Annotated in this window: 23 protein-coding genes; 10 read left to right on the top strand and 13 right to left on the bottom strand. The window is 42.4% G+C overall.

The window, feature by feature from the left end; genetic code table 11:
• Both H8S37_RS00570 and H8S37_RS00565 read right to left on the bottom strand, forming a co-directional pair.
• Window positions 1-585 carry a cysteine hydrolase family protein gene (locus tag H8S37_RS00570; RefSeq protein WP_186874123.1) on the bottom strand — a complete coding sequence of 195 codons (585 nt, stop codon included), beginning with the start codon at window positions 583-585 and terminating at the stop codon, window positions 1-3.
• Window positions 582-1,409 (bottom strand): DNA-3-methyladenine glycosylase family protein, encoded by an 828-nt coding sequence (locus H8S37_RS00565; RefSeq protein ID WP_186874122.1) that lies wholly within the window; start codon window positions 1,407-1,409, stop codon window positions 582-584. Before H8S37_RS00565 ends, H8S37_RS00570 begins: the two co-directional genes overlap by 4 nt.
• Window positions 1,410-1,498: 89 nt before the next feature.
• On the opposite strand from H8S37_RS00565, the gene H8S37_RS00560 reads away from it, so the two are divergent.
• The 6 genes from H8S37_RS00560 to H8S37_RS00535 all read left to right on the top strand — a co-directional run bounded on the left by H8S37_RS00560 (window position 1,499) and on the right by H8S37_RS00535 (window position 6,978).
• Window positions 1,499-2,209 carry a LytR/AlgR family response regulator transcription factor gene (locus H8S37_RS00560; RefSeq protein WP_186874121.1) on the top strand — a complete coding sequence of 237 codons (711 nt, stop codon included), beginning with the start codon at window positions 1,499-1,501 and terminating at the stop codon, window positions 2,207-2,209.
• Complete coding sequence (locus H8S37_RS00555; protein ID WP_186874120.1) at window positions 2,206-3,492, top strand: sensor histidine kinase; 1,287 nt, start codon at window positions 2,206-2,208, stop codon at window positions 3,490-3,492. The genes H8S37_RS00560 and H8S37_RS00555 overlap by 4 nt, the downstream gene beginning before the upstream one ends.
• Window positions 3,493-3,514: 22 nt before the next feature.
• Window positions 3,515-4,186, top strand: coding sequence for a response regulator transcription factor (locus H8S37_RS00550; protein ID WP_186874119.1), 672 nt, complete (start codon window positions 3,515-3,517; stop codon window positions 4,184-4,186).
• A 70-nt stretch (window positions 4,187-4,256) separates the two neighbouring features.
• Complete coding sequence (locus tag H8S37_RS00545) at window positions 4,257-5,168, top strand: ABC transporter ATP-binding protein (protein ID WP_186874118.1); 912 nt, start codon at window positions 4,257-4,259, stop codon at window positions 5,166-5,168.
• Window positions 5,161-5,985: an ABC-2 transporter permease gene (locus H8S37_RS00540; RefSeq protein ID WP_186874117.1), complete on the top strand. Its 825-nt coding sequence runs from the start codon at window positions 5,161-5,163 to the stop codon at window positions 5,983-5,985. The genes H8S37_RS00545 and H8S37_RS00540 overlap by 8 nt, the downstream gene beginning before the upstream one ends.
• Before the next feature lie 12 nt (window positions 5,986-5,997).
• Entirely contained in the window at window positions 5,998-6,978 is a 981-nt protein-coding gene (locus H8S37_RS00535; RefSeq protein ID WP_186874116.1) for a sensor histidine kinase, read from the top strand.
• Here the strand turns inward: H8S37_RS00535 and H8S37_RS00530 are convergent.
• The 4 genes from H8S37_RS00530 to H8S37_RS00515 are packed head-to-tail and all read right to left on the bottom strand — an operon-like array spanning window position 6,911 to window position 9,930.
• A complete protein-coding gene (locus H8S37_RS00530) occupies window positions 6,911-7,678 on the bottom strand; it encodes an ABC transporter permease (RefSeq protein WP_186874115.1) in 768 nt (255 codons plus the stop codon). The genes H8S37_RS00535 and H8S37_RS00530 overlap by 68 nt on opposite strands.
• A 25-nt stretch (window positions 7,679-7,703) precedes the next feature.
• Window positions 7,704-8,615: an ABC transporter ATP-binding protein gene (locus tag H8S37_RS00525; protein ID WP_186874114.1), complete on the bottom strand. Its 912-nt coding sequence runs from the start codon at window positions 8,613-8,615 to the stop codon at window positions 7,704-7,706.
• Window positions 8,612-8,821 carry a PLD nuclease N-terminal domain-containing protein gene (locus tag H8S37_RS00520; RefSeq protein ID WP_186874113.1) on the bottom strand — a complete coding sequence of 70 codons (210 nt, stop codon included), beginning with the start codon at window positions 8,819-8,821 and terminating at the stop codon, window positions 8,612-8,614. Before H8S37_RS00520 ends, H8S37_RS00525 begins: the two co-directional genes overlap by 4 nt.
• 20 nt (window positions 8,822-8,841) lie before the next feature.
• Window positions 8,842-9,930, bottom strand: a complete 1,089-nt coding sequence (locus H8S37_RS00515) for a helix-turn-helix domain-containing protein (protein WP_186874112.1) — start codon at window positions 9,928-9,930, stop codon at window positions 8,842-8,844.
• 497 nt (window positions 9,931-10,427) lie between these two features.
• On the opposite strand from H8S37_RS00515, the gene H8S37_RS00510 reads away from it, so the two are divergent.
• The gene (locus H8S37_RS00510) at window positions 10,428-11,654 is read left to right on the top strand and encodes an argininosuccinate synthase (RefSeq protein ID WP_186874111.1); all 1,227 of its coding nucleotides are present in this window, start codon (window positions 10,428-10,430) and stop codon (window positions 11,652-11,654) included.
• A 64-nt stretch (window positions 11,655-11,718) separates the two neighbouring features.
• Here H8S37_RS00510 and H8S37_RS00505 read toward each other — a convergent pair whose 3' ends face one another.
• The 3 genes from H8S37_RS00505 to H8S37_RS00495 all read right to left on the bottom strand — a co-directional run bounded on the left by H8S37_RS00505 (window position 11,719) and on the right by H8S37_RS00495 (window position 15,273).
• On the bottom strand, window positions 11,719-12,594 hold the full coding sequence (locus H8S37_RS00505) for a C39 family peptidase (RefSeq protein WP_243207024.1): 876 nt from the start codon (window positions 12,592-12,594) through the stop codon (window positions 11,719-11,721).
• Window positions 12,595-12,972: 378 nt separating this feature from the next.
• Window positions 12,973-14,235 (bottom strand): uracil permease, encoded by a 1,263-nt coding sequence (uraA, locus tag H8S37_RS00500; protein WP_186874110.1) that lies wholly within the window; start codon window positions 14,233-14,235, stop codon window positions 12,973-12,975.
• Window positions 14,236-14,301: 66 nt separating this feature from the next.
• Entirely contained in the window at window positions 14,302-15,273 is a 972-nt protein-coding gene (locus H8S37_RS00495; protein WP_186874109.1) for a dipeptidase, read from the bottom strand.
• A gap of 196 nt (window positions 15,274-15,469) precedes the next feature.
• Between H8S37_RS00495 and H8S37_RS00490 the strand changes: the two genes are divergently transcribed.
• The 3 genes from H8S37_RS00490 to H8S37_RS00480 all read left to right on the top strand — a co-directional run bounded on the left by H8S37_RS00490 (window position 15,470) and on the right by H8S37_RS00480 (window position 16,733).
• The gene (locus H8S37_RS00490) at window positions 15,470-16,171 is read left to right on the top strand and encodes a gamma-glutamyl-gamma-aminobutyrate hydrolase family protein (RefSeq protein ID WP_186874108.1); all 702 of its coding nucleotides are present in this window, start codon (window positions 15,470-15,472) and stop codon (window positions 16,169-16,171) included.
• Window positions 16,172-16,276: 105 nt separating this feature from the next.
• Window positions 16,277-16,459, top strand: coding sequence for a hypothetical protein (locus tag H8S37_RS00485; RefSeq protein WP_186874107.1), 183 nt, complete (start codon window positions 16,277-16,279; stop codon window positions 16,457-16,459).
• A 16-nt stretch (window positions 16,460-16,475) separates the two neighbouring features.
• Window positions 16,476-16,733, top strand: a complete 258-nt coding sequence (locus tag H8S37_RS00480; protein ID WP_186874106.1) for a spore coat protein — start codon at window positions 16,476-16,478, stop codon at window positions 16,731-16,733.
• 82 nt (window positions 16,734-16,815) lie between these two features.
• Here H8S37_RS00480 and H8S37_RS00475 read toward each other — a convergent pair whose 3' ends face one another.
• From H8S37_RS00475 to H8S37_RS00460, 4 genes are all read right to left on the bottom strand, one after another.
• Entirely contained in the window at window positions 16,816-17,481 is a 666-nt protein-coding gene (locus H8S37_RS00475; RefSeq protein ID WP_186874105.1) for a YoaK family protein, read from the bottom strand.
• Window positions 17,482-17,540: 59 nt separating this feature from the next.
• Window positions 17,541-18,320, bottom strand: coding sequence for an HAD family hydrolase (locus tag H8S37_RS00470; protein WP_186874104.1), 780 nt, complete (start codon window positions 18,318-18,320; stop codon window positions 17,541-17,543).
• 80 nt (window positions 18,321-18,400) lie between these two features.
• The gene (locus H8S37_RS00465) at window positions 18,401-18,760 is read right to left on the bottom strand and encodes a YccF domain-containing protein (RefSeq protein WP_186874103.1); all 360 of its coding nucleotides are present in this window, start codon (window positions 18,758-18,760) and stop codon (window positions 18,401-18,403) included.
• Between the two features lie 27 nt (window positions 18,761-18,787).
• Complete coding sequence (locus H8S37_RS00460; protein ID WP_186874102.1) at window positions 18,788-18,970, bottom strand: hypothetical protein; 183 nt, start codon at window positions 18,968-18,970, stop codon at window positions 18,788-18,790.
• Window positions 18,971-19,092: the final 122 nt, after the last annotated feature.

Here is a 19,092-nt window from a genome sequence, read left to right as displayed (position 1 = left end):
CTATTCTTTCTCCTTTTCTTCATTTATTACATTTATCTGACATGCTTTCATAGCCTGAAGCGCTGTCTTATGGCTTTTTACCGTCACTCCAGCGCACAGGGACGCATCTACCTGTATCTTAGTCTCCGGCAAAAACGCCTTGATAAGAAGCGCGTTGGAAATCACACAGATATCTGTACAGACTCCCGCCAGCGTAATACAGTCTATTTTGCCGCCTCTTTCTTTTACTCCCTCCAGATACTGCCCAAGTTCTATGCTTCCAAAGGTTGGTTTGTCAAACATTGACCTCTCAAATACAGCTTTTTTATCTGCTGTACGTTTCTCTGCCTGCTCTTTCATTGCCTTTACAATCTCAGAGTGCAGCTCCCAGCCTTCTGTGCCTTTTACGCAATGTACCACCGGAAGCTTTTTCCCTTCCATCGTATCCAGATAGTCTTCCCTATGGGTATCTCTTGTCGCCAAGACCAGACCGTCAAAATTTTTAATCTGTTCTGTAAGCTTAGGCACCAGCTCGCATGCTTCTTTTGTTCCCAAAGCACCGTCGATAAAGTCATTTTGCATATCTACCACGATCAATACATTCATATAGCATCCCTTCCTTTTTTCAAATCATAATAAAAAATATACTGCTGCATTACTCCGGCAAATCCACTATACCGCGCAAACGGAAATCCTGTTTTATACTCCTGTTCCAGCACTTTATGTATATGAGTATCTACTGGAAATGCATCCATCTTATGAAGGGCAAACAGGCAAATACAGTCTGCCACCTTTGCCCCGATCCCGCACAGCTTCATCAGTTCCTTTTTCGCATCCGCGTATTTGAGCTCTTCAAGATTTTCCAGCAAGACTTTGCCTTGTGCTACAGCACATGCTGTCTCCTTTAAATAGCGGCTTCTGTATCCTAACTTCATTGTTCTGAATTCTTCCTCCGAAACTTCGGACAGCCGCCGCGCCGTTGGAAATGTATGGTATATTTTGCCCTCCGGACTTTTTTTCTCCTCCCCGTACCGGCTGCAAAGCGCCTGAATCAAGCGCTTGATCCGCGGAATATTATTCTGCTGTGAAAGAATAAAAGACACAATCATCTCCCATACATCCTGTTTGAGAATCCGAATACCTGAGCCAAACTCTGCCGCTTTTTTCAGATATATATCCTGTTTCTCTATAGAATCGATATAATCCTGGTATCTGACCTCTAAATCAAAATAGGTTTTCCAGAATACTTCATATTCTTTTTTTGTACAATAAAGGTCTGTCTTGTCAGAGTACTGCTTCATCTTCAAATACCTGCCGCCTGCTATGACCTCATAGATGTCCTCCTCTGTTTTATCCAGACGAAAGCACTGTCCTGACTCGCATATTTGTTCAATCCGAAAACAATCATTTGGTAGCTCTATCTTCTGCATATGTATCTGACACTCCTCCTCTGACAGTATACCACAAACGAATCCGATTGTGATATAATAAAACGAATGGATTAAGAAGGAGGAAAATAATGTTTCAAATTGCAGTATGTGAAGACAATCCGGCTGTGCAAAAACAATTCGAAGAATATTTAGAGGAAGCTGCCGCACATCCGCAGTATGATATTTTTTCTTCCGGCGAGGAGCTGTTGAAATACCAGGATAAAAACGTTTCTTCTTACCAGATCTATTTTCTGGATATATCACTTCCTGGTATCAATGGAATTGAGACAGCCTCCCAGATACGCACAAGAAACCCTTATGCACTGCTGATTTTCGTTACAGACTACAAAGAGTATGTATGGCAGGTATTTGAAGTACTTCCTTTTCGTTTTCTTACGAAACCTGTGGAAAAGGCTTCCTTTTTTCAAGTACTTTATGCGGCATACCGCCATTTAGACAGCCAGAATCAACTGTTTACCTTCCATATCAAGCGCGATGTCTGGCAGATACCATTTTCAGATATTTATTACTTTGAGTCTGCACTCAGGCAAATTGTCCTTGTAACCAGTAAGGAAACCTACCGTTTCTATGGAAAAATCAGCGCCCTTGCCGACACACTGGATGAAACCCTCTTTGTTATGCCGCACCATTCTTATCTGGTAAATATGGAATACATCCAGACTGTCACAGATACCTCTATTCTTCTACAGTCCGGACACATGATTCCCATCAGCAGGCGGCTAAAAGCAATGGTGCGTCAAAAACATCTTCACTATCTCAAATGGAGAATTGGAAAATGAATCGTATTCTTATTACATATCCTCTCTACGATTTTTTCACAGATATATTTCTTTGTACAGTGGAGGGGTGTATATTGATCGAACTGATGAATCGTCTCTATGGAAAAATACAAAAATATAGAAAAACAGCCTATACACTGTTTGCCCTGGCTGTCTTGTCCATGCTGGTGTTTACCCACTGGATTTTTCCTTCCTACGGATGTACCTATCTGGTAGTTCCTGCCAGTTTTCTTCTGCTGCCCTTTTATCCCGGCTCCCGACGTAAAAAAGCTTTATTTTCCTTCTGCCTGGCAACAGTGAATCTACTCTACCTTCTTGCTTTAAACGACATCACAAATGTGCTGCCCAAACTATCCCTGGCACTTTTCTACCTCCTGCTCTATCACATAGGATTATGGGCGCTGCTCTTTCTATGTTTAAAGCTTTGCCGGCAAATTTCCACAGACATTCCTCTGCGGCTTCTTTTGCTTCTGTTTGCCATCCCTCTTTGCACTCTTGTTGCCTCCCCTATACTGCTTATCTTCTTAAGCAGCGCCATTGATACTGACAGGACACTCTCAAGCCTGCTGCATTTTGTACTACAACTGCTCTTTCTTTCTATCAATCTACTCACCTTTGAGCTGTACCGCAGATTCAGCCTTTTCACTGTAAAAGAAACAGAGTATGCACTTCTTTCTTCACAGACGCGACTGCAAGAGCAACATTACAGGGAACTAGAGGAAAATTTCAAAGAAATCAGCAGTATACGCCATGATATGAAAAACCATTTCCGCACTGCTGCCCTTCTCTATGAGAACAATCAAAAAGAAGAACTGCTTCAGTATGTATCTGACATTACTGGAAAATTAGAGGAAACAGAAGTCTTGATTCACACTGGAAATTCGCACTTAGATTCCATTCTGAATCTGAAACTAAAAGAATTAAAAAGAGCCGGCATCACCTGTGTATCTGAACTGGCTGTACCTTCCGGACTTATTTTGCCCTTTTCTGACATGGTAGTTATCTTCGGGAACCTTCTGGATAATGCGAAGGCCGCGCTCTTATCTGAGTCCGGTGCAGACAAGCGGCTGACGTTTTCTATTTTGTACCAGAGTACCTCCCTTTTTATCCACATAGAAAATCCTGCCCCTTCCCTGACAGAAGTTCCGCCTCTGGGAACCGGTCTTAAAAATGTAAGCCGAACGGTACAAAAATATAACGGTACAATAGAAATTTCCCTGCATAATGGAAATTATATTGCCAATCTTCTTTTATATGGAGTAGAATCTAACAAAAACCCCTAAGCAGGAAAAGGAGTAAATAAATATGCCAAAAATACTGATTATCGAAGATGACACAGACATCAACAATATGATCTATGAATTTTTAATAGAAAACCAGTTTCAGGCCGTACAAGCCTTTTCTGGCACAGAAGGCCGTCTGGTCTGGAATCTGCAATCTAATTTCAGTCTGATTATTATGGATTTAATGCTCCCTGGTATTTCAGGGGAGGCACTTCTTCAGGAAATTCGAAACACCAGCAAGATTCCCGTCATTGTCTTATCTGCCAGAAGCGCGCTTGGAGATAAAGTAGAGCTGCTCGCAGGAGGGGCAGATGATTATCTGACCAAGCCCTTTGAACTAGAAGAGCTGCTCGCCCGTATCCATGTACAGCTCCGGCACAAGGCAGATACCTTTTCTCCCCGTCTTCTGGAATATAAGCAATGGACAATCGACTTAGATTCCCGCCGACTGCTCGCAGGCGGGCAGCCGGTGGAGCTGACTGCACATGAATTTGATATTCTGGCTCTGCTCATGCAAAGACCTACAAAGGTATTTACCAAACAGGAAATTTACGAATCTGTCTGGGGAGAGATGTATGCGATTGAAGACAAAACCATCAATGTCCATATCAGCAATATACGTTCTAAGCTAAAAGCATGCTGCGCGGAAGACTATATACAGACCGTATGGGGAATCGGCTTTAAACTTTCTTAAACCTTTCTTTGCGATTTCTGTAAACTTATGCCGCATAATAGCCTTAACATGCAAAGGAGGATTACAGAATATGAATGTAGTAGAATTATCGTCTATATCTAAAGTCTATGGCAGAAAAAGAGCCGTAGATCATCTGGATATGACTGTACAAAAAGGAGATATTTACGGTTTTATCGGAAGAAATGGAGCCGGAAAATCCACTACCTTGAAAATGATATGCGGACTTGCCGCGCCTACGGCAGGGGATATCCGTCTGTTCGGCAAGACTGTCAAAAATGACACCGTCCGCAAACGTACCGGAATGCTGATAGAAAATGCCGGACTGTATCCAAGTCTCTCCGCAAGAGAAAATATGCTGCTGAAAGCCAAATGCTTAGGACTTGTCGATGCAGCGCAAAAGACAGAGGAGCTATTGTCCTTTACCGGACTTGCAGACGTTGGAAAGAAAAAGACAAAGCATTTTTCGATGGGAATGAAGCAGCGTCTCGGCATAGCCCTCGCGCTGCTCGGCAATCCAGATCTTCTCATCCTGGATGAACCTATAAACGGACTGGATCCAGAAGGAATACGGGAAATTCGTTCCATGCTGGTAAGCTTAAATGAAGAGCGCGGAATCACCATCATCATCAGTTCCCATATCTTAGGAGAATTAAGCAAGATCGCGTCCCGCTACGGAATCATTAAAGACGGCCAAATGATACAGCAGCTTCCTGCGGAGGATCTCGCAAAAAACTGTCGGGATTATCTTCTTGTAAAAGTCAGCGACACGAAGTCTGCTTCCGTTCTCTTAGAGGAACAGCTTTCACTTACTGACTATAAAATATATCCGGACGGAGAAATCCATATTTATGCTCCCTGCGATCCGCAGCTTGTCAGCCAGACTTTCTTAGAAGGTGGTATTTCTATACAGGAATTATACCGTCATCAGCAGGATTTAGAGTCCTATTTCTTGAATCTGATGGGAGGTGAGGAGCATGTTTGATATGATGCGCATGGATTTCAGAAGAATATTAAAAAGTAAATCTATTTATATCTGCCTTCTGATTTTACTTGTCACTATCGCCGGTTTCCTTTTTATATTCAAGCTTTCCATCGACGAACAAATGCGTTCTTCTATAGAAGCAGGCGGAGCCGTTTTTATGATGAACGGAGAAGAAATGACCGGGGAGCAGCTTGCCGCTGCATACGCTAAAATCCCCGCCATTGACATTCTCTCTACTACAATATTCCGAGGAGGATTCTTTTTCATCATCATTGCAGTCCTGACCTCTCTGTTTATCTGCTCCGATTTTGACAGTGGATTCGCGAAAAATATTTTTTCTCTCAGGAACAGACGATTTACCTATGTACTCAGCAAATGGATTGCTATGCAGAGCGTTTCTCTCGTTTTTATTTTATTTTTAATCGGAGAATTTATACTATTCTGCCATATGTTCGGTCTGCCATTTAGGGAGACTCCTTTAGAAGAATACGCCAAATTCACCTTGATTTTCTGGCTGACAGGAGGCGGCTTTTCTGCCATGCTGACCTTTGTGTCTGTCCTGTTCCGGAATAAGGCTGTCTCTGTCGGCGCTGCGCTGCTCCTTGCCAGCGGTACTGTCCTGACGATTATCGACAGCATCACAACGGCTCTGAAGCTTGATTTTATCCCATATGATTTTACACTCTATGGATGCATACAGGACATTTCCTTCCCTGTCACAGCAGAGAAGTTTTCCCTTTGCGTTGGCACCGGCTTAGTCTGGACTTTTGTATGGCTGGTTTTGTCCATCTTCATCCTACAGAAAAAAGATATTTAGGAGGTTTTATTTATGCTGCCGGTTCTCATTTTATCGTTACTTTTATTATTGCTCTTTTCTTATCTGGTACGGATCCATCTGCAAATCCGAAAATGGACAGAAGAATTAGAAGAAACCGAAACCGGCAGCAACTTACGCCTCACGCTGAGCGTGCGCACACCAGGCTTCAAACGGCTGTGTCGTGCCTTCAATACACGCCTTACAAAAGAACAGAAGGCATATGTAAAGCAACAGGCAGCGGGGAAGGAGTTAAAATATACAATTTCCTGTATTTCCCATGATATCCGCACCCCCTTAACCGGCGCTTGCGGATATGTAGAATTGCTAAAGCGTTCCCTGGGATACACTACAACGCATGCCCTTCAGGATAGTGAGTCTCAACTAATAAGGCATGCAAACGATCCGCAGAAAGCAGAATATTATCTGAACATTATACAGAACCGTTTAAAAGATCTGGAAACACTTTTAGATGAACTATTTCTATATACGAAAGTGACACAGGAGGAATATGAACTTAATTTAACCCCCATTGCTCCCTATCCTGTCTTATGCGATCTTCTCGCCTCCTTCTATGACCGTATTGCATGCGCGGGACTTCTTCTGGATCTGCAATATCCGCAGGAGTCTCTGCTTGTATATGGAAATGAGGAGGGGATACGCAGAGTCTTTTCTAACTTATTGAAAAATGCACTCACCTATGGTGAGCAGACCCTCTCTATTATCCAGGAGGGGGCTTCCCTTACTTTTGCCAATTTCGTCCCCACAGGTATACAAATCGATACAGAACGCCTTTTTGAACGTTTCTATAAGGCGGATACTGCCCGGCACAGCACAGGTTCCGGGCTTGGATTGTCGATTGTAGAGCATCTGATGCAAAAAATGGGCGGAAATGTGTCCGCCCACCTTTCAGAAAATATATTAAAAATCACAGTTTCTTTCTGTCAAACACCAGCACAGATGCTACCAGAAGAAGAAGCGCCGCCAAAACGGTAATGCCCATCTGCCATGCAATCGTCCCCGTCTGTATATGTCCGTTTAGGATTTCCGTACTGTCTGTTATCAGTCCCACCGGCAAAAATTTTGTCGCTTTTGGAATCATGCCTGCAATCATCTGTATCACAACGGCTCCTCCTGTAAAAAGCAGGCAGCCATAAGAGGAATGGAATAAAACACTTCCTAACATAACCATGGATAAAAGCAGCACAGAAAACAGCCACATTCCCAAAAGGGCGGCAAACACCCCTTCGATATACACTGCCTCTCCCCAGAAAAACCATGTATATGCGGCGCAGATTCCGGCACAGATTAGATAGAGAGCTGTGACAGACAAGCATGCACAGGTAAATTTTGCCAATATCACATATTTTCTCGGCAGCCCTTTTGCCAAAACAGGAATCAGTGTTCCCCTGGTATATTCATTTGACATCACTGTGCTGTACAGTATAACCGTCACAAAGAACCCGATCTGGGAAAAATTCTTAAAAAACTGAAGCCAGGCATCCGCCGCCACTGGATCGGCAAGTTTCATCTCCATTCCAGATGGCATAAATGCATGGATGATTTCGGGCATATATCTGGCGCTGATTGGGCTAAGACAGGCCAGCAGGAGAAAGACCATTCCTAAAATTAGAAAACGGTATGTCCGGATTGATTCTATCCACTCTTTTTTAACAAATGCAGTATATCCTTTCATCGTTCTGCCTCCTTGCTGTTTTTCTTCATTGTATTGCCTCCATAAATACCTTCTCCAGAGACGGCTGTATCATTTCCAACCGGATCGGACAGATTTCTTCCTCCTGCATCACTTCCATCCACCGCATGATTTCTCTCTCTGGATGCTCCTCGTATATTGTAATCTGCCTCTCTGTGATCTCTGCTTTGTTCTTTTCAAGCCCTGCTTTCTTAAGAAATCTTACCAGATTTTCTTCCTCCAAAAATTCTGCCAGAAGCCCTCTTGTCCCATGTGTTTCTCTTACCTGCTCCAACTCCCCTTCTATAATAATCCTCCCTTCATTTAATATTGCAACCCTGTCGCATATCCTCTCTACATCCGAGAGAACATGGGTAGAAAAAATCACCGTCGTCCTTTCTCTGACAGCCGCCATGATGTCTAAAATTTCCTTTCTTCCCACCGGATCCAACGCCGAAGTTGGTTCGTCGCAGATCAATAGCTTTGGATCGTTTAACAGTGCCTGTGCAATTCCCAATCTTTGCTTCATTCCGCGTGAAAACTGTCCTGTTCTCTTTTTTACCCCTGCAAGTCCTGTCATCTCCAGCAGTTCTTTTATTTTCTTTTTTAACTGTCCGCCGGACATACCGCTGATTCTCCCGCAGAACTGCAAATATTCCTCTGCATTCATATAACTGTAAAACTCCGGCACATCCGGCAGATATCCGATATAGCGGTTCGTTTTCGTCTCGCCGTATTCTACTGTTTCCTGCATCACACGGATACTGCCCTCATCTGGTTTAAGAAGCCCTAGTATCATCTTCATAGTGGTTGTCTTGCCTGCCCCGTTTTTTCCAAGGAATCCGTATATACAGTGTTCTGGGACATACATAGATACATCCTCCAGCACCTTATGGCTGCCAAACTGTTTTTTCAGTCCTTCTGCCTCAAGAATATTCATTCTTCCTCTCCCCTTCCAAATGCAAAATACACAACTGGCCCGATAATCTGTATAAACAGTACAATCAATATCCAGACAACTTTATTTCCAAAACGGTAATGGGGGTGTCTGACCACATGTACCAATGCTGTAATCGCCAGTATCCATTCTATTATAATAATCGGAAGAAGCACCGGAAGGTACTCTAAAATCATTTCTAAATTCATTGTATCTGCCTCCTTGTCTCTCATAAATGTGTTTTCAGTTTTTCTTTTAGGTTTTCAAATTTTTTCTCCCCCTTTAGGCAGTCAAACGCAGGGTTGGAAAGCTCATGGTTCAGGGATTCTTTTATCATCTGTTCACTTCTGGGAGCATCTTCGCCAAGTGTCAGTTCTTCTATCCATCTGTCGATACAGTCAAAATACGTATCTCCATGCAGTCTAAGCGGATATTCCTGGCGTACCGCACAGGCAACATACTTATCCAGCATATGCAGCGCCTCTTCTTTTTTTCCGCAGACACAGTAATATACTGCTGCCGTCAGATAAAACTTCTCTGTCTCATTAAACTGCAGCTTTTGCATAGAAAATAATTCAATCAGCTTATCGTTTCGCTCTATCATTTCTTCCGCCTGCCTGGAATATGCCTTTTCCAGCCTAATCAGTCCGGTTGTATACGCCAGTAAAAGAATCAAGTGCTGATAGGCGCACACCTGCATGATCTCTTTTGCTTTTCCTGTATTGCCCTTCATCTCCCATGCCGCTGCGATACAAAAATATTCCTGGCTCAACGGACGAATGGTTTCGTCTGTCATCTCCAGCACCTCCTGCGCATCTCCCATCTGCAGATAGCAAATCAGCTTCATCTCTCTGGCATCCCTTGCAAGATACACGTCCCCGGACTCTTTCTCCACCTTATCTGCCAGGCTGATAATATATGCCATTGTCTCCTGCGGATTTTTTGACAAAGTATAATAATTTAAAAGCAGAGCTGCCATCTGGTATAGAAACGGAAAGCAGGCAGCATATTTTTTCATATAGTCCTGTAAATCCTCCATTACCGCCTCAAATGGTTCCTTTGAAAATCTTGCAGACATTTTCCTGTATACAGCGCGTATTTCCTCTTTGGTAAGCTGTGGTTCATAGCCAAGTAAATCATCTACACTCATATTAAAAAGAGCTGCCAGACAGGGAAGAAATGTAATGTCCGGGAAACTAAGTCCCTTCTCCCATTTATTGACTGCCGGCGTGGATATACCCAGATAGGATGCCAGCTCCTCCTGCGTCATGCCTTTTTCCTTTCGCTTTTTCCTGATATTTTCATGTATCTTCATCATTGACCCGCCTCCTTTGTATATAAAAAGAATAGCAGAGGAAAACAGATTTTTATATAGATTCTTTGTTAATTTGCATAATTTTATTTAACCAATAGTTAATTTTTATTTTTGTTGTATTCATAACATTTCCTGAATAAATGTTATTTTTATGCATTTTAATATGCATATTATACATTTTTGTAACAGTTCAGCCACACAGTGTGCGGGAAGCATAAAACATGCCTGCATGTTTTTGCGAGCGTACATCTGTATAAGCTTAAGCGCTTATCAATGAGTAAAACGGTGGCGGCAGCCACGATAAGCACGCAGTGCGGTTTTACGAATGGCGCGGGCTGAACTGTTACACATTTTTTCGTAATTTTATATTTTCTATTGCATAATTATAAAATTTAGTGTATAGTATGTGTTAGTTCATTAAGACAAAACAGCAATCCGGTCATTACCGGAATTTTGAAAAACTGTTTCGTTTAATAAAGATAGATTAGGAGGCAAATGAAATGAGTAAAGAAAAAGTTGTTTTAGCGTATTCCGGTGGTCTTGACACTACTGCCATCATCCCTTGGTTAAAGGAGAATTTTGATTATGAAGTAATCTGCTGCTGTATCGACTGCGGACAGGGAGAAGAATTAGACGGGCTGGAGGAAAGAGCAAAATTATCAGGTGCTTCTAAATTATATATTGAAAATATTGTCGATGAATTCTGTGATGACTATATTATGCCCTGTGTAAAAGCCGGAGCTGTCTATGAAAACAAATATCTGCTCGGCACCTCTATGGCGCGACCGGTCATTGCAAAAAAATTAGTTGAAATTGCAAGAAAAGAAGGCGCTGTTGCTATCTGCCACGGCGCGACCGGAAAAGGAAATGACCAGATTCGTTTCGAACTTGGAATCAAAGCGCTGGCACCTGACATCAAAATCATTGCCCCTTGGCGTATGACAGATGTATGGACTATGCAGTCACGTGAGGAAGAGATCGCATACTGCAAACAGCATGGAATTGACCTTCCCTTCGACGCAAAACACAGCTACAGTCGTGACCGCAACCTATGGCATATCAGCCATGAAGGGCTGGAACTGGAAGATCCGGCAAATGAGCCCAATTATGACGATCTGCTCGTTCTTGGCGTAACACCGGAAAAAGCGCCGGAAGAAGGCGAATATGTAACTATGACCTTTGAGGCAGGTGTTCCAAAGACTTTGAATGGCAAAGAAATGAAAGTTTCTGAAATTATTACAGAACTCAATGCCCTCGGCGGCAAGCATGGAATCGGAATCATTGACATTGTAGAGAACCGTGTCGTAGGAATGAAATCCCGTGGAGTGTACGAGACACCAGGAGGTACAATCCTCATGGCAGCCCATGAACAGTTGGAAGAACTGGTACTCGACCGCGCTACATACGAAGTAAAGAAAGATCTGGGAAATAAATTTGCACAGATTGTATATGAAGGAAAGTGGTTCACTCCGCTGCGCGAAGCAATTCAGGCATTTGTGGACGTGACACAGCAGTATGTGACCGGGGAAGTAAAATTCAAGCTGTATAAAGGCAATATTATCAAAGCAGGAGAGACTTCTCCTTACTCTTTGTACAGTGAATCTCTGGCAAGCTTCACAACCGGAGAACTTTACGACCACCATGACGCGGAAGGCTTTATCAATCTGTTCGGACTTCCATTGAAGGTGCGCGCCATGAAAATGCAGGAAAGTAAAAATCAGCAATAAACACAGGCGGGGAAATACCCCGCCTGCTTTTTTAACATTTTTAGCATAGCTGTTACGAAACTTTTCAAACCGCAGTAAACGCCCACAGATTCTGAATCTGATATTTTATTTCATCATACTCCCACAGTTTGCTGCTGCGCTTTTCACTGTTAGAATCATTCACTTTGATTTTTCCGTCTTCTATGCCTGTGAGCACAATAAAATGTCCTGTTGTCGTAAAGTCTCCTGGCCGCATACTGCATATAATCGGATGTCCGTTCTCAAGCTCTGTAAAAATCGTTTCTTCATCGGCTCCAATCTCTTCTCCTGCAACGCCGAATGCATATCCACCTTCTGTCATAAGCTGCCAGCTCGTACCACTCTCTCCTGCATAATACCCGTTATTCTGTGCATACTGTGCCACCTCGCAGGGTGTAATGCTGCTATTTCCTGTCAACCCAGCGGCGACCATAGCAAGCGCCGTAGGGCCGCAGCCACTGACCGCCAGGACAGTGTCTCCATATCCAGTATATCCCCAACGCTCATCCCACTGTAAAAGCAGAGGGATTTCTCCTTTTGTAATCTCCCCGACATCCTCCGCCGGCTCTGTATCTTTTTTCTCTGGATAGTGCAGTACAAAATCGGCTGTCTCTTCATTGCCTGCCAACATATCAAGAAGTTCTTCTGGATATTGTTCAGTATGCTTTAATATTTCCTGTATTCTCTCGTCAGACTTAGCCATTTCTTTTAATTCTTCCAGAGTATCACGATTACTGATTTTGCTTCCTGCTCCTATATTGGACGCAGTCTCTATCGAATTTCCCTGCAGCCATTTGTCATAGACGACGAGCTTTCCCCATCCGGCAAAAGCAAGCAGAAGTATACATACAAGCAGTATTCTGCCTGTACGCTTTAATCTTCGCTTCCTTCTCTTTTTTCTGTAATATGTTCTTTTGTCCATTTTTTGCCTCCTTTGGTTTGATTATATTCCCCCTTTTTTATATTTTTTATAACCTATTCTTAAGAAATTATGAGGATTTTACAAGTCTGCTCGCAGAACAAAGTGGGCAAGCCCACTTCAACTCCCCTGCCCCTCACTCTTGAAGGGCTTGTCCACTTTGCGTGCCGCCGCAATACCGCAAAGCGGTAAAATTTCCTTATTGCGGCGTGCGCAGTCTCCGCTGCCGCTTCGGTCGGTGCTAAACGCGTGCCACTGGCATGCAGCACCCCGCCCGGAGGGCTTTTTGTATAATAGGAAATTTATCGAAATTTCTATTATACAAAAAAATAAGGATGTTTCAAAAGCCATCTGACAGCTTCTAAAACATCCTTATACTGTTTATACCTCTTCTCTGTCGTTCGTCAACTTTGCCTTATCCAGGAGGAAGAACAGAAGTCCCATAAGCATACCTACTACACAGGCAAGCACCATACCAGTAAGCTGAATACTTCCAAACTGTACTTTAATACCTGACAGTCCAGTTACGAATATCACAGAAGTCATCGCCATATTTCTAGATTTTCCGTAGTCTACCTTTGATTCTACCAGAATCCGGATACCAGAAGTTCCAATCATTCCATACAGCAGAAAAGAAATCCCTCCGATAACAGGTCCCGGGATGGTATTAATCAGCGTCGTCATCTTTCCAATAAAAGAACAGATAATCGACAACACCGCTGCTCCGGCTATCACATAGACGCTGTACACTCTCGTCATTGCCATCACTCCGATATTCTCTCCATAAGTCGTCGTTGGAACTGATCCGATAAAACCAGAGATCATCGTCGAAAAATTATCCGCAAACAAAGAACGATGAAGTCCTGGATTTTTCAGAAGGTCTCTGCCTACAATCTTGCTGGTCACAATCTGGTGTCCTATGTGTTCAGACGCGATAACCAGCAGAACCGGAAGAATAATTACAATTGCTTCCCACTTAAATTTCGGAAGAGAAAAATTAGGAACAGCGAATACAGAAGCCGTAGCTACTTCACTAAAATCTACGATTCCGCAGAAAATTGCCGCTGCATATCCTACAATAATTGCGATCAAAATAGGGATAACTGCAAAGAATTTTCTAAACAGAACAGAACCAAGCACAGCTGTCAAAAGCGTCGCAAGAAAAACCACCACATTTTTCATATCTATACTGCTATCTGTCAGCCCTGCATTGGAAGCAGCCGTCCCTGCCAATTCCAGTCCTATTAAAGCGACTACCGGCCCCATCGCGGCTGGCGGCAGCACAACATCAATCCACTTGGAACCGAATTTATAAATAATCAGAGCCAGAATACATCCACAGAATCCGACGGCAACAAAGCCTCCCAGTGCATAGTCATATCCCCATTTTTCGATTACAATACCTGCAGGCGCCAAGAATGCAAAGCTGGAGCCTAAATATGCGGGTGCTTTTCCCTTCGTGATAAAAATAAAGAGCAGTGTTCCGATTCCATTCATAAACAATACCACTGCCGGATTGATTCCAAATACGAATGGAACGAGAACAGATGCCCCGAACATTGCAAACATATGCTGAATACTTAAAGGTACGAGCATTTTAAATGGTACCTTTTCTTCCACCTGGATGATTCTTTTGTTTTCCACTATTTAAGTCCTCCTCTTATCTCATTGTGCCTTAAAACACTTTATCTTTTCTATTTTATCATAATGTCACTTTGATTTCCATACATCATGCAAGATTCTCCTCACATTTTTATACCATATTTTATCCAACTGCCTTTCTGAAACCCCCTTGTTTTTCATAACCTCCCATACATATCCCATATCCTGGATTCCCGCGATCCCTTCCGGCAGTTCTGTTCTTTCAAATCCGTCAAAGTCCGTTCCAAAAGCGACTGCTTCCTCCCCTGCATGTTGCAGCATATACAGAACATGCTGTGCAATATGTTCAACACTGGCATTTCCTCTTTCTGTCAAAAAAGGAGAATAAAAATTCACTCCTGCCACACCACCACTATCTCCCAGCCTCTTTAACATTTCATCTGACAGATTTCTTGGATGCGGACACAGTGCTCGTGCATTGGAATGAGATGCCACTATAGGAGCGCGGCTGTATTTAATGCAGTCCCAAAAACCACCGTCAGATAAATGAGACACATCCACTATGATTCCCTTCTGATTCAGTCTCTCTACCACGCTTTTTCCAAATGGTTTTAGTCCTCTTTCCATCGCGTTTTTCTTCTTACTGTTCGGATACCCTATACAGTTTTCATAATTCCAGGTCAGTGTGATAAGGCGCACACCTTTTTCATACAGGCAATCCACCCTTTCTATTTTTCCGTTTAAAATCCCTCCCTCTTCCACAGTGATAATTCCAGAAATACATTCATTCTTTCTGTTTTTCTCCAGTTCCTTTTCATAACGGATACAACGTAAATTTTCTCTCTCTTCTTCATGTATCCGTTCTATCATAGACAGTACCTCTTTGAATCCTTTCTCCCATCTGCCCTTCTTGCCGTCTGGTTTTCCAACATTTACAAAACACGCTAAAAACTGCGCCTGGCTTTCTGCCTTCTGTAACTTTTCTATATCCACACACAAATGGTTGCACATAAAGGATTCACATCTGCCTTTTTTATACAATTCACTGATAGTATCACAATGCATATCGATCAATTTCATTTTCATATACTCCTTTCAGAACGGCGGGCTTCGCCCGATAAGGTATACCCTAAAGGGCATACCGTATTTTATTCCCTTCGGGACGGCAGGCTTCGCCTGACAAGGTATACCCTTTAAGGTATAAATTTCCTTTTTCTTACATACTCTATCATACAACTATGTTTTGAATTTTAAAAATATGTTTTAAGGAGGATTTATGGAACCTAAAATCGGCATTGTTATCTGTGGATTTCAAAATAACCGACAGTTTGTAACCAACTCTTATATTCAGTCTATCCGGTATTCAAAAGGTCTGCCGCTTCTTCTTCCCCTTGTCCGTTCCGATCGCCTTCTTGCAGAATACATTCAGCTCTGCGATGGATTTCTCTTTTGCGGAGGCGGAGATATTACACCGCTTCTTTTCGGACAAGAGCCAAGAAATGGCATTGGACAGACAGATATTACTCTGGATTTATTTCAAATCCGCTTAATGAAAAAAATATTAAAAACAAAGAAGCCCCTTTTTGCTATCTGCCGCGGTATGCAAGTGTTCAATGTTGCCTGCGGAGGAACCATCTGCCAGGATACAGCATTGAAGTCTGGTACCGTCTTCAATCACATGCAGCATTCCGATTTAAGAAGCGACGTCAGCCATCGCATTACTACCAGATCGGGAAGCCGTTTAAAGCATTGTATCGGTTCCAGCCTCTATGTAAACAGTTTTCATCATCAAATCATAGAAACAGTAGGACAAGGACTTACCGCATGCGCTCATGCTCCCGATAAAACTATAGAAGCAGTAGAACTTTCAGAGCATCCTTTTGCAATCGGTGTACAATGGCATCCGGAGTGTATGTACCGCACTTCACCTCAGATGCGGGAACTCTTTGGGGAATTTATCTTCCGCGCCGCTTCCTGAAAATTTTCCTTATATGACAAATAGATTCTTTTTTATTCCTCTTATAATATGACAGTATCTGGACATACTAGTTTACGAAAATAAAGATTTAAAAGGAGGGTGCTTATGTCTGATATTTCTATCCTTGATTTGCAGAATCTCCGTCATCTCATAGGCGGATACTCTACAACCCATTGCAAAATGACAGAATATGCGAAAGATGCGCAGGATCCAGAGGCAAAAAAACTATTTCAGGATGCCGCTGATTCCGCTATGAAAAACAAACAAGAGCTGATGAAATTTTTATAAGTGAGGTGAACGTAAAATGGATGATAAAACAATGGTATCCGATGCACTGGTCGGAGTAAATGGAGAACTGAAAATGTTTGGAGACATGATTCCTCAAACAGAAAATAAAGAATTAAAGCAATGCTTAAAGCAGATTCGAAACCAGTGCGAAATGTCGCAGGAGAAGCTTTATCAATATGCCCGGGAGAAAAGCTACTATGTTCCTGCTGAAAAAGCTACACAGCAGGAAATAGAACATGTAAAATCTATCCTGACACAGCCTAAAATGCAGTAAATATATCTACACAGTATAAGGACAAAAGACGGATTCCATTCTCTTATCAATGGAGTCCGTCTTTTAAAGTCCCATTTCTACTCTACCGCCTGTCTTCAAACAGCATAAGCAGCGAAGCCAAAAGAAGCGCAGCGCAGCACATCCATATACTCTGTATTCCAAGCCATCTGACAAATCCGGTTCCTGCTGCCGCACCTATGATAAATAACAGAATAATCCCAAAATAGTGCAGAAAGCTCCTTCCTGCCTCTGTATTTCTTTCTACAATAAATAAAAACAGCTTTTCTGTGCCGGAACGTAAGTTTCCTGTGCACATTGTAGAAGCATAGGGTACTTCTCTTACTTTTCTGAACGTATTCACCTGCAATGAACATATAAAAGAGATTGTCACATTGATAATTCCGTCTGGACATTCTTTCGGCAAAAAGCCAATGAAAAATAAAAGACCTGCTTCGAAAAGCAAAATGCAGTGTTCAAACTTTAAGAAGCCATTCTTTTTCAGTTGCTCTCTCAAAAGATTTGTCATAAATACCCCTGCCGCAAAAGCTACAATCGGAATCAGGTAATATCCTGCCTTTGTCCACTGCTTTTGTGCCATATTCACTGCAAGCAGCACTATATTTCCCGTCTGGGCATTCGCAAATACACCTCCCCGTAAAAGATATGTATAGGCGTCCAAAAATCCCCCTACAAGCGCAAGCAGAGCCGCTATTCTAAACGTCTCATGGGATGGAATCCTCTGTTCCATACTCTGTCCTCCTTCAATATCGGATTCGTATAGTACTGTTTGATCTACAGAACAAGCCTCTATATCACCTCATAATATTGAAGCGCCTTCTTGATGCCATCCTGCTCTACACAGTCCGTTACATAATCCGCATACTGTTTTACTCTGCCGTTTGCATTTCCCATTGCCACTCCAACTCCTGCGAACTTTAGCATATCAATATCATTTTCCCCGTCTCCAAATGCCATAATTTCTTCGTTGGAAATGCCATATTTCTTCAATACTTCTTCTATCCCTTTTTGCTTTCCTGCACCTTCCGCAATAATGTCATACGCCGCGTCATTCCACTGTGTCGCCCGGCAGAATTTCAACTCTTTTTCTATTTCTCTCATCTCTTCTTCATTCACATATATGCCAAACTGATAGATATTCCCTCCCTTATAGGTGTCCACATTGGGAACCGGACTAGAAATCTCTTTTTGTCTTTTCCTAAGAAGATCATTGACAAAGTTGACATAAATTCTATCCTTTTCTACAACTGCCACAGGTATTTCCATACGTTCAAACACCGTCAGCATAGTATCTGCACCTTCTCGGCAGATTGGTTCATCATAAATAACATTTTCTTCTGCATCCAGACAAAGCTGCCCGTTTAAAATAACATATCCATCAAACTTTAAATCGTTTAGTGGCAGTTGTTTTAATTCCAGCATATGCCTGCCTGTTGCGGCAATCACTTTTATTTTCTGCTTCCTGAGCTGTTCCAACGCATTTTTTGTACTCTGCGGCACCTCTCCTTCTTTATGGGAAATCAGTGTTCCATCTATATCAAAAAATACTGCCTTTATCTGTTTTTTCATCGGCGGCTCCTTTCCATTGGTTCTTACCTCTCTTTAGCGTCGGTGTACACCGACGCTATCTTCGCTTTTTTATGTTCCCATTAATGTACTTCTGCCCCGAATGGCATTAGGGCAAGCTTCGCCAGCTTAAACTGCTGTAAACCAAATGGAATTCCAACAATTGTTATACAAAGTACTACGCCAAAAATTGCATGTTCTGCTGCCAGAAAAATTCCTGATACAAGCAGCCAGATAATATTCAGCAGCAGTGAACCCACTCCGCCTCCATATACAACCTCTTTTCCAAAAGGGAAAAAGCTAAGCGAAGCAATTTTAAAGCACTGCATTCCAACTGGTATTCCCACTATCGTAATGCACCAGAGGCACCCTGCAAAACACCAGCTCAAACCACTGATAGCGCCTCCAAACACAAACCACAATATATTTCCCAAACATCCCATAGCGATTCCCCTTTTCTATGTATGTATTCATTCATCATCTGCCATGCTTTCTATTTCTTCTTTTATATCCTCTTTCATAGATTCTACAGCCTCTTGTATTTCGGATTTATTCATCTCATTTCCTTCTTTATCATAATTATGTGAATAAACACAGCCGCTTAAAAGACAGAATACAAGCAGTAACACAAAACATATTTTTACTTTCTTCATTCACATTCACTCCTTTATATCATAAAGCATATTACCTATTTATTCTAACATAGTTACACTGCAAAATCACCTTTAATCAAAATAGCTTAGGGGTCCTTCTGTAACTAAAAAGCCCCCTGTTC

The organism is Mediterraneibacter hominis (genome assembly GCF_014287475.1).
In the GTDB taxonomy this organism is placed as follows: Bacteria; Bacillota; Clostridia; order Lachnospirales; family Lachnospiraceae; genus Mediterraneibacter; species Mediterraneibacter hominis.
Note: the sequence above shows the minus strand (reverse complement) of the source record. Positions and strands in the feature narration are given on the sequence as shown.